This is a genomic window from uncultured Methanobrevibacter sp. (assembly GCF_947169325.1).
Lineage (GTDB): Archaea > Methanobacteriota > Methanobacteria > Methanobacteriales > Methanobacteriaceae > Methanocatella.
On record NZ_CAMVPN010000076.1, the window covers coordinates 1 to 12108 of the forward strand.

Consider the following 12108-nt stretch of genomic DNA (forward strand, 5'->3'; position numbering starts at 1 on the left):
CAATATATTTTTTGGTTTGCGAATCCCCGCCCTCTACAGGGCGGGGAGGTTCAAAGTAATATTGATCGCAGTAGTTATTTCTCTAGTTTATCCAAATTCATTTAAATGGGTTTTAAGTAACTATAACGGCATCAACATTATCAATTTACTTTTAAGTATTGTTCTATTTACAATGGGAACCACATTGAAAGTGGATGACTTTATTAATGTGTTCAAAAATCCTAAGGCAATTACAGTTGGAATTTCTGCACAATATATCATAATGCCTCTTATGGCATTAACTCTTGCAAGCGCATTTTCTCTTGATACTGCTTTGACAGCTGGACTCATTCTTGTTGGAACTGTTCCTGGAGGAACTGCATCTGATGTTATTACTTTTCTTGCAAAGGGAGATGTGGCATTGTCTGTTTCTTTGACTGCAGTTTCTACTGTGATTTCACCAATATTAACTCCAATAATCACGTTATTGTTAATAGGAAATCAAATTCAATTCAATCCGGTTGATATGTTCATTTCAATTATTGAAATAGTGATTGTCCCAATTATTATAGGTTTGATTCTGAATTACAAATTCCCTAACTTTTGTGAAAAATTAAAAGATTATTTGCCTACAATATCATCAATTGTGATTTGTTTAATTGTTGCAGGAGTGATTGGAGCAAATAAACAAGCTATTTTAACTTCATCTGTAATAATACTCATTGTTATTACCTTACAATATTTCCTTGCAATGTTACTTGGATTTGTAATTGGATATCTTGCAGGAATGGACAGAAAACAGATAATTACAGTAGCTATTGAATTGGCATTTCAAAATTCGGGTTTGTCAACCAGCCTTGCAAAAACCCATTTTCCAAACTTGTCCCAGGCAACAGTTCCCGGAGCGCTTTATTCTGTCTTTCAGAATTTTGTAGGGTCAATTCTTGCATATGTATTCAGAAAATATCAGTCCTAAAACATGAATGTCTATATATTATTTTAAATATACATATATTATTATGAATATTTCAGATTTATTTTCGGATGAAAATGTTAATGTGGGCAGGCAAGTCGAGTTGGATATTGCCAAGGCATTGGCAATTATCTTCATTATTTTTTTGCATACTCTCATGGTTGTTCAGGGGTATAATGCCGGTGTGAGCCCTACCTATAATTTTGTGATTGGTAATGTGTTGGGAAGGCCCTATGCTGCAGTTATCTTCATGTTCTGTATGGGAGTTGGTGTGGTATACTCAAGGCACAGTCAATGGGACACCATGATTAAAAGGGGTGTGAAATTATACTTTTAGGTGTTCTGGTGAATGTTTTTGAGTTTTTCATACCTCATTTTCTTGCCGGATCTCTTGGTATCGATACCAGTCCTTTTCCTCTAGCGGGAGGATTATTGCTCTTTTGTGTTGATGTTCTGGCATTTGCAGGCATGGCTTTTGTTTTGATGGGAATTCTAAAGAAGTTTGAACTTTCAAATAAGAAGCTAGTTGTTGTTGCGGTTGTGCTGTCCATTATAGGGACATTTTTAAGGGGCATTGATTTTGGCGTTCCAGTTTTGAATTTATTTTTCGCACACTTTATTGGAGCAAAGGGTGGTTTTGGTGCTTTTCCTTTATTCAATTGGTTCATTTTCCCAATTGCAGGATGCATTTTGGGACAATACTTCATCAGAGCTAAGAATAAAAGTGAATTCTTTAAGTTTTGGCCAATTTTAATGATTGTTTCTTTAATATACTTTTTTGTTTCCTCAAAGTTATGGGGAGGAGTCTTTTCAGAGGATATTTCAACTTCAAATCATTTGAATAGTGTAGATGTTGATGAAGATGATGTTGCCTGTGTTTTATATACAAGCGGCACTACAGGCATTCCAAAAGGCGTGTTAGTTACCAGAAAAGCAATAAGCAACTTTGCATCATGGTATGTGGATGAAACCTGTTTCACTTCCAGTGATGTTTATGGTATGCACTGCTCTTATGTGTTTGACATGCATACGTTAGCATTATACCCTCCAGTCATTAGTGGAGGTTCATTATATGTTGTTCCGGAAGACATAAGGTATGATTTGAAAGCATTAAATGATTATTATGTTGAACATGGATGTACTCATACATTCATTACAACCCATGTGGGCAAGTTGTTTGCAGAAAGAGGCATGAAAACCACTATCAAATTTTTATGTTTTGCTGGAATGAAGCTTGGTGAGTTGAATGCACAGGATTCCATCGGCCCATTTGAATCATATGGTCCTTCAGAAAACCTGGCAATATCGACAAGCATATTTGCAAACAGGCGTATTCACCACTCAAGCATAGGAAGATTCATCAGCAATGTCAAAGGATATGTGCTTGACAATGAGCTTCGCCGTGTGCCTTTAGGTGCTGTGGGTGAATTATATTTGTCAGGATATCAATTGACTCCAGGCTATTTGAATCGAAGCGAAGAAAATAACAAGTCATTTTTTGATAATCCATTTGATGATGAAGAGGGTTATGGTTGGATTTATGCTACAGGAGACATGGTTAGATTCTTAGCGGACGGCACCTCGGGAATTGTTGGTCGTCGAGACAGCCAAGTTAAAATCAGAGGAAACCGTGTAGAGCTTACTGAAGTTGAATCAGCAATAAGGAGCATGGACGATATCGAAGATGTTACAGTGCAGACCATTGCAAATGATGGAAACAATGAACTAGTTGCATATATCGTATTATCTGAAGACTTTAGAGGAAATGATTTGACCAATTATGTTCGGGAATATGTCTCTAAACATAAACCTGAATATATGGTTCCATCCTTTGTGATTGGTTTGGATGAAATTCCTTTGAATGTCAATGGCAAAGTTGACAAGCGTGCCTTGCCAGATGTTGATTTAAGTAATTTACATGCAGAGTATGTTGCTCCGAGAGACGAAAATGAAAAGGCAATTGTTGAGGCCTTTGAAAAGGCATTGGGATTGGAAAATGTTAGTATTTATGATGATTTTATTCGTTTGGGTGGGGATTCATTAACTGCAATCAATCTGTTGTCTTATATTGGGGCCAATGAAGTTACCATGGCGGATATTTTTGCTTTCCGTACTCCTGAAGCAATTGCAAAGAATATGCCTGATTTATCTTTTGATTTGGATCTTTATACTTTGGAAAGTGGTTGTCCATTGAATTCAGCACAGATTAACGTATTAGCCGATGTGACAGTTTATAATAAAAGGAACGCTTATCACATACCAGGATATATTCCTATTCCTAAGGAATATGGTCTTGAAAAGATACGTAATTCATTGGATAAGTTTTTAGATGTTCATCCTATTTTGAGCATGCGCTTAAGTGATATTTATGAAGTGAATGCTGATGCTGATGTAAGTTACTTGGATGTGCTTAACGATTTAATAACAACAGCCAAAAAATTCGGAATAAAAGATATTGCGGATCTAATCAGAACTTATGGATTAAATGTCGGCGGTCTTTATAATATGCTTAGAACAATTATAATGTTGTTTAAAGGAGAATATCCTTATCTGATAAAAGGGGATAAACCTCCGATTTCAGTGAAATCAAATGCTGATAAGGATGTTATCATAAATTTCTTTGGTGAAAGTTTCGATATTTATAGTAAGTTGTCCAAGTTCATGATTGTTGAATTGGAAGATTCATATTATTTATTATATCTGATTCATCACCTTATCTTTGATGCCACTTCGGCAGGAGTATTTGCACATGATTTCAAGACTCTTCTTGATGGAGGCAGTCTTGAGTTAGACGATACTTTCTTGAAAGCCTCGGCTTTAACACATCAAATAAAAAACACTGAAAAATTCGATGAGGCAGCTGAATTTTATGAGCCGATACTATCTGATATTGATGATGTCGGTATTTTGGTTGAAGACAATTCATCTGGAGGGTACTCTACATCATCATATGATTTGGAATTTGATAAAGTTGCATTTAAATCATTTTTAAATAATGTGGGAATTAGTGAAAATGTGCTGTTCACCAGTGTATTTGCATATGCGCTATCCCAATTTGTTGATGGTGATAAAGTCTTGTTTACAATGATTGAAAATGGGCGTGATAGATTCAACGGAAATTTCATAGGAATGATCTCCAATGTAATGCCGTTGCTTGCAGACTGTACAGACAGAAGCATTGATTTGTTCATGAAAGATATGGCCGATGCAGTCTATGGAATTTCAAGGCATAGCTATTATCCGATTCTGTTGCTTTATCAGAAGTATAATTTTGAGGTTAACACCCTATTCCAGTTTGTACCGAATTGGATTGCAGATGACTTTGGTAATGTTGAGAGTATTGGGGATATTGACCCTGAGGAGATTGTGAGCAATATCCTAAATTCCTATGATGATAGCATAACTGAATTCCTCGTTGAAATTTACCAATACGGCGAAAATTACAGATTAATAATCACAAATTCAAATAAATATTCCAATAAGATGATTGAAGATTTCAAAGATACTTATATATCAATATTATCAAATATTATTAACATAGACATACATTTCAATTTAAGCACTGTTTTAAAATAGTTTTGAGAATTATAAGGTGAAAAAATGCTTGCAAAAAAGATGATAAGAGATATAATGAAACACAAAACCCAATTTCTGTCCATATTTTTAATGGCATTTTTAGGGATGTTTCTTTTTGCAGGCATCGGAAGTGAATGTGTAGGTCTTGAGGTCAATGTAGGCAATTTTTACGAAGATACGAACTTGGCCGATGGCTGGATTTATTCACCTTACTTGAATGATTTGTTTTTGGAGCAGGTAAACATTTTAGGCCCAACTACTCAGATGGAAAGGCAGTTGGTGGTTGATTCTACAGCGGACTTTGAAAACAACCCTGAAATAATGCTGCATTTTGTTGAAAACAATACGATATCCAAGTTCTATTTAATTGAAGGTGAACCTTTAGACATTAATGATTCCAATGGTGTATGGCTTGACAAGGGTTTTGCTGATGCCAATGGCCTTGAAGTTGGAGATAACATCAGTTTTGAATCTGAGGGTTATGAAATCGAAAAAGAAATTAGGGGTTTGGGATATTCGCCAGAATATGTTTACCAGGTGTCATCATTTTCATTAAGCCCGGAGCATAACAAATTCGGCTTTGCCTACTTGTCCTATAAGGCATTTCCAGAGGATACGGTTCCTTATAATGTATTGAATGTTAAGTTTGATGGTGATGGAGAAACTTTTGGGAAATTAGTGGATTATCGTTTGAATGGCTATTACAATTCATTTGTGGACAGGTCAAATCATCCAAGCGTCAATCAATTTTCACAGGAAATTACAAAACACAAAATGATGGCGGACATTTTTCCAGTAGTATTCATTATAATTTCAATGCTAATCCTTTTAACAACAATGACAAGGATAATAGCACATCAACGCAATCAAATAGGCATATTAAAAGCCAGTGGATTTAGAAACAAAACATTGACACTGCATTATGTATCATATGGCTTTTGGATTGTTCTGATTGGATCGTTTTTGGGTTTGATTTTAGGGCCAATGATATTGCCTCAGCTCTTTTACCCGTCAATGATTAGGTCATATCAACTTCCGATATGGAGTCCTGCATGGAGCATGAATTTTGCATTTGTTATGGTGTTAATAGTCCTGTTTTCGCTTTCAGTTTCATACTTCACCGTTTCAAGCATTTCAAATGAAAAGCCATCAGATGCAATAAGGCCAAAAGCACCTAAGGTATCCACTTCAGGATTCATTGAAAAACTAAAGATTTGGAGGAGATTGTCATTTAATGTCCGATGGAATTACCGGGATGCTAAAAGAAATAAGTTACGGGGATTGATGACTATCATAGGAGTTATGGGTTGCAGTGCACTTTTGGTTGGCGCATTCGGATTGTATGATGGATTAAATGATGTAAAAGAATGGGAATACAATCAGATTAACCATTATGACTCAAAACTTGTGATTGAGGGAGATGCTTTAACATCACAAATTGACAATGTGGCTGGTGAAGTAAATGGCAGTAAAATAATGGAAGGAAGCGTTGAAATTGAATCTGACACCCTGAAAAAATCGGGTTCGCTTCTTGTTTTAGATGATACTCCTTTAATAACGCCAACCGATGATGATTGGAATAAAATGGAACTTAAAGATGATGAAGTTTCAATTTCACATAAGATGGCTGACATGCTGGGGATAGGTGTTGGCGATACGGTTAAATGGCATATTATGGGCTCAAATAAATGGGTTAAAACAAAAATCGATAGAATCCATGCAGATCCAATATCACAAGGAATTATTATGTCTCCTGATAAATTGGAGAAATTGGGTTTGAATTACACTCCTACAAGCATCATAACCTCTGAACATGTGAATAAAACATTTGAAGGAATTAAAACAATCAATTCAATAGATGACATTGAAGATAACTGGGACAATATAACTGAGACAATGTGGCTTATAATTTACGTGCTGACATTCTTTGCTTGCGTTTTAGCAATCGTTGTATTGTATAATCTGGGATTGCTGTCATTTACTGAAATTGAAAGGGAAATTTCAACCCTTAAGGTATTTGGATTCAAAAGCAATGACTTAAGAAGGTTGCTATTGACACAGAACCTGTTCTTTACTGTTATCGGATTTATATTGGGAATACCTTTAGGTTTATACATTCTGGGATTGATGTGGCAGTCTTCAGGAGATGCGTTTTACTTAATTCCTTCATTAACTGTTACAAATGTTTTATTGACTGCTGCAATAATATTTACATTGTCAATTGTCGTGAACCTGATGTTTTCAAGCAAAATCAAGAAATTGAATATTGTCGAATCCCTAAAAAGCATTGAATAGTTAATGAGATATGGGAATTCGCAAATGTAATGGATTAATATCATTTGTTAATAATCGTTCGATTAATCACTAATCAATGAAAAGCATATAAATTATAATCTATAAAATGTTTTAATGTAAGCACTGTTGATAAATTAGGGAGATTTGTGTTATGAAGATAGCGTATTTTACTTATGATAATGAAAAGCTTTTTGAAATCAGGGTTAAAAGACTAGAATCGATAGAGGATGAATACGTTATAAATGATGTTCCTCAAATGAAAGAGGAATATATAGAGTTTCTAAGTAATATGGGCGAAGAGATTTTTGTTTTATTGCCATACAATGACGGTGAAGATTTTTATCTGAAATACTTTAATCATTTAGAATATTTCACGGAGGGGGACAATAACTTCAGGATTGGTTCATTGGTATCCCATACGGTTGGGCGTGAAGATGAAGAAAACCATTATGTGAAAATGTTTCAGGAAGTGTATAGGACTGGTGAAAAGAAGTCTGGAATAGTCAAATATATGAATGATGATGGAAAATTATTGAAATATCTTGATTTTCGTGTCTTTAGGATGGGGGATGCGGTTGTAACAATTAATGAAGACAAGACTGAAGTTAAAAGGTATAGGGACAACACATTAAATGATGAAAAATTGGGTGTTGCTATATTGCAGGGAGGTAAATTTGTTGAATTGAATGAAAACTATGCGAGATATGTTCATAAAACAAGAGACCAAATGTTGGGTTCCGAATATAGTCTTAATGGTATGTCACCTGAGGCTCGCGAACGGGTTAAAAAAGAAATTAAACTTCTCTCACAGCAGAAAAAAGTTTCATATAAGGTTCCTCTCACATCATATAATGATGATGGCAGTATAAGATTTTTCTTAAATGCAGAAGGCTCATACATTACCTATGACAATAGACCTGCAGTTCTGATAAAAATTAAGGATTTGACACAGCAGGAAATAGCTAAAAATAGGATAGAATCCAGTAGGGATTCAAAGACTCAGCTGAAAGATTCTTTTGAAAGTTTAGCCAAACATTCAAAAACAATCATATCCTACGGAATATACCCTGATAAATTCGTTGTTTCCGATAACTTCTATGATGTCATTGAGGATGAAAGCAGATCATTTCCATTCAATACGCAGACCGTAAGAGAGTTCATGCTGGGCGAAGATTTGCAGCTGTATGATTCAATGATAGATTCACTTAGTCCTGTAAATTCCGAAGTGGAATTCACAACAAGTATAATGACACTGAAGCTTAATATCAGATATATTAGACATTATATTAAACGTATTTATGATTCAAAAGGTAATGCTCAAGGTTATGTTTCATCACACCAGGACATTACAGAAGAAGCGGCATATGCCAATGCGCTGAAAAAACAGATAATCGAAAAGAATGAAATTATCAAGAACAAGGATGTCCAAATCAAGGAAGCTCATCATAACATAAAAAACAGCTTAAACATTCTGCTGTCACTCATACGCATGGAAGAGCATACTCATATTCCTCTTAAGGAAATTATTGATGATACCAAATCACATCTCAAATCAGTCAGTGTGATGCATGAGAAGATATATCAATCAGAAAATTTAGCTGACATAGAATTAAAAGGATATATCGATTCAATTGTTGAATCGCTATTTGATATCTACTCATCAAAAATACAGTACATATCAAAAGTGGACGATATAAAATTAAATTCCAAACAGGCAAAATCGCTTGGTTTAATAATTAATGAACTGATAAACAACACTGTAAAATATGCATTCCCTGACGGCACTCAGGGTAAAGTGGAAATAAGAATCGGACGGATTGACAAGAAAATTGAAGTTGAATACCGTGACAGTGGTGTTGGAATACCTGATAGTGTTGATTTTGACAATCCCACCAGTTTGGGTTTGACAGTTATCCATAACCTCACAAAACAGATTGATGGTGAGATAGGATACACCTATGACGACGGGGCATGTATAAAAATAGTATTTACTGAGAGAGAATCATTCTAGGTGACATTAACGGTTAAAATTACTGATGGTCTTTACTCATTAATGTATGCGAATGGTAATTCCTGTTACTCATTATTTTTTCTTCTTATGAATATTAGGTTGATAACTGATATAAAAAAGATTATTGTTAAGCATAGTATGGGTTCAATGAAAGCCAAAATCATTGCTATTATGAAACCAATATAATTAAATATCCTAATTTTAGGTTCATGGTAATAATCACGTTTTAGGCTTGGATTTTCCTTTGTTATTTGCATATCAAGTATTTCAAAGGATAATGTCCACAGCAATAATATGAGTGCATATGAGCTTTCAGGTATTGGGCTGAAAGGAAATTCTCCAATCCAACCAGTAGCAAAAGGCACTAAAGTTAAAAAGAACAGCCATGCTCCGTTTATGTAAAATATGTTCATGGAAACATTTTCAAATTTGTGGAATAGATTGTTGTGCTTATACCAAACAAGATAGATTATTGCAAAACTGTTCAAATAAGCCATAAATATGGGCTATTGCTGAACCACTCCCTCAATGGTTGGAACATGCGGATTCACCAGTTCCAAAACCATAATTGTTGAAGCTATTGCTATAATAGCATCAGTAAAAGCTATCAGTCTATCTTTATCTATGTTCATATTTAATTCCACCTAAGTAAAGTATGTTAATAATTAATTATGGGTTTATACATAAAATAAGTTTCCAATGATTAGATTATAATTTAAATTTTAACTTTTTTGTGCAAAAATTTTTAGGCTTCTTTAATCTTGAGGTTCAAATAGCTCAAATGGCCCATATTTTAAAGCTATGCTTTCACTAAAACTATTTATATCCTTAAGTCATATAATTAATACTATATTATTTTTTTGGAATTGGTGTTAAAAATGTCAAGGGATAAATTAATGTCCATTATACTCGATAGTGAAGCTTATAATAACATTTTCCGGAGGGGATTCATATGAAAATGACAGAAATAATCAAGGATGCTTTTCAATTTCCATCAAGACACACTGGACGATATGCAATTTACCTTCTTTTGTCAGTGCTTATAGTATTGTTCGCTTCTGGAGGATTTTTAACATATTCATTCGGAATCCTTGATGCTGAAAATTATCTTACCGGCGGAATCTATATTGTAATTGCCGCCCTAATCGGAATTATAATCGAAGGTTATCACATCAAGGTTGCTAAATCCGGAATTGATCATGATGATGAAGTTCCACGTTTTGAATTGTTCAACGATTTTATGACAGGTTTTGATAATTTCGCTGTCTTATTGGTTTACTTTTCTATTCCGGCAATACTTGTTGCGCTAGTGGCCGGCGATACAAATCTTTTTGGCAGCGCCATAGATGTTGGTCGTGAATTTCTTTTGCAGCTGTTCAATGTTTACATTATGGACGGTTCTGTAGACATTGCAGTTATCTCATTATTTATTGTGCTAAACGATTTTCTGACTTCTTTAGCTATTACTATTACTGTCGCTTTAGTCTTATTTGTAATCTTTGCATTCCTCAGATTCATAGCTGAAGCAAGATTGGCAAATACAGGCAGTTTAAAAGAAGCGTTGAATATTTATGAAACAGCAAAAGACATAAGAAGAATGGGTATAGGCAGGGCAATCATAGTGGTCTTATTGGTTCTTGTAATTATTATTGCCATTGAATTGTTGTTAGCAATGGTCTTAGGCAACTATCCATTTTTATTATCAACCTTTTGCATTATAATAACCCCTTACTTTTTATTAGTTACTCAAAGGGCGTTTGGATTATTGTACTCGGATATAGCTTAAAATTTAAATATAATTTTTTTAATATATTATTAATAAGTGAAATAAATGTTTAAAGGATGTTAATATGGACATAACAGAAATAATTAAGAATGCATTTGTATTTCCATCAAAAAACGTAGAAACATTGTCGATTTATGCTATTTTGTTAGTGTTATCCGCAGCATTTTCCTTTGAAGGAGCAGTGACGCTCCTGTTCGGAATTTTTAATCTTTGGAATTTGGTGATTGGTGGAATATATATTCTGATTGCATTAATAATAGGAGTTATTACCCGTAGGATATCAATCCAATGTATTAAAACTGGGGTTGAAATGGAAGACTACTTTCCCGATTTTAAATGGTATGACAGTTGGGGTATGGGTGTTAGCAAAATCATCATCACAATATTCTACTTTATAGTTCCTATATTTGTCATTGTATTTTTAGCATTAATTACAAATGTCTTCGGCAACCTTCTCGATATTGCTCAGGCAATACTTTCACAGGCTCCGGCTGTTATTATGGGAGAGGCTACTGTTGCAGATGCAATATATATGTCATCAGTCCCATTATTTTTCTCTACAGCCCTTACATTTTCCTTAGGTATGATAGTGTTTTTAATCTTTTCATTCTTCCAGGCCATGTCCGAAGCAAGATTGGCACATACAGGCAGTCTAAAGAAAGCCTTAAATCTTTATGCGGCAGCAAAAGACATAAAAAGAATTGGGATTCACAAGTTACTATTGCTGTCCCTAGTAATTTTCGTGATTGTTACATGTATTGAATTCGGTTTAACATTAATTTTCGACCATTTATTTGTTTTATCAATTCTTAATATCCTAATAGTGCCATACTTAGCATTATTTACTTATAGAGCTCTTGGATTATTATACTCAGATATAGTTTGATGTTGAGTAAAAACAAATCATGGAGATTCAACCAGTTCAATTTCATCATGGGAATAATTATAAAAGATGATTTTGAACATTATTATAATTTTGTTCATTGACAGAACACTTGTTATACTAATCCTAATTTTTATTTATCATCAAAATCAGAATAAATGGTATAGGTGATAGATTATGAACAAAAAAATATTTACAATATTTGCATTGCTGATTGTTGTAACAAGTATCAGTGCAGTGTCTGCCTTGGATTTAGGTGGCCTTTTTGGTATGGGCGGTGAAAACCAAACTGTAACAATTGAAGGAGTGGATTTTAACATTCCTGCAGGTTATAAGGAAGATTCTACAAATACTTTTAATATAGTTGAAGGATTCATCGATGAAGGATATAACTTCGATGGAAAAGTATACTCAAAAGATAAAACCGAAGTGGGACTATTTGTCTATAAGTATAATTCTTCAGATTCAAACGATGATATTTTAAGTAGTTTTACTAACCAAACCACTATTAATGATATAGGTGGTTTCGTTGAATTTGAAGACAATGACTATGTTTTCGTTTATACAAAGGATGACTGTATTGTCTTGGTCGCATCAAATGATCA

General features: G+C 34.2%; 8 protein-coding genes and 1 pseudogene. 8 read left to right on the forward strand and 1 reads right to left on the reverse strand.

Features of this window, described 5'->3' with window-relative positions; all coding sequences use genetic code 11:
- The 5 genes from Q0W26_RS09560 to Q0W26_RS09580 all read left to right on the forward strand — a co-directional run.
- Positions 1–955, forward strand: a 955-nt coding sequence (locus tag Q0W26_RS09560; protein WP_342765345.1) for a bile acid:sodium symporter family protein, incomplete at its 5' end; no start/stop codon positions are given.
- Between the two features lie 43 nt (positions 956–998).
- Positions 999–1289: a heparan-alpha-glucosaminide N-acetyltransferase domain-containing protein gene (locus tag Q0W26_RS09565; RefSeq protein WP_298524469.1), complete on the forward strand. Its 291-nt coding sequence runs from the start codon at positions 999–1001 to the stop codon at positions 1287–1289.
- 8 nt (positions 1290–1297) lie between these two features.
- On the forward strand, positions 1298–4528 hold the full coding sequence (locus Q0W26_RS09570) for a non-ribosomal peptide synthetase (protein WP_298524471.1): 3231 nt from the start codon (positions 1298–1300) through the stop codon (positions 4526–4528).
- Between the two features lie 24 nt (positions 4529–4552).
- A complete protein-coding gene (locus Q0W26_RS09575) occupies positions 4553–6823 on the forward strand; it encodes an ABC transporter permease (RefSeq protein ID WP_298524474.1) in 2271 nt (756 codons plus the stop codon).
- A 151-nt stretch (positions 6824–6974) separates the two neighbouring features.
- A complete protein-coding gene (locus Q0W26_RS09580; RefSeq protein ID WP_298524477.1) occupies positions 6975–8834 on the forward strand; it encodes a histidine kinase dimerization/phosphoacceptor domain -containing protein in 1860 nt (619 codons plus the stop codon).
- Between the two features lie 65 nt (positions 8835–8899).
- On the opposite strand, the pseudogene Q0W26_RS09585 reads toward Q0W26_RS09580, so the two are convergent.
- Positions 8900–9466, reverse strand: a pseudogene (locus Q0W26_RS09585) (TMEM175 family protein).
- Between the two features lie 320 nt (positions 9467–9786).
- Here Q0W26_RS09585 and Q0W26_RS09590 point away from each other — a divergent pair.
- The 3 genes from Q0W26_RS09590 to Q0W26_RS09600 form a co-directional block, all read left to right on the forward strand.
- On the forward strand, positions 9787–10620 hold the full coding sequence (locus tag Q0W26_RS09590) for a DUF4013 domain-containing protein (RefSeq protein WP_298524480.1): 834 nt from the start codon (positions 9787–9789) through the stop codon (positions 10618–10620).
- Positions 10621–10684: 64 nt separating this feature from the next.
- Positions 10685–11506: a DUF4013 domain-containing protein gene (locus Q0W26_RS09595; protein WP_298524483.1), complete on the forward strand. Its 822-nt coding sequence runs from the start codon at positions 10685–10687 to the stop codon at positions 11504–11506.
- Positions 11507–11680: 174 nt separating this feature from the next.
- The coding region (locus Q0W26_RS09600; RefSeq protein ID WP_298524486.1) for a hypothetical protein at positions 11681–12108 on the forward strand (428 nt) is incomplete at its 3' end.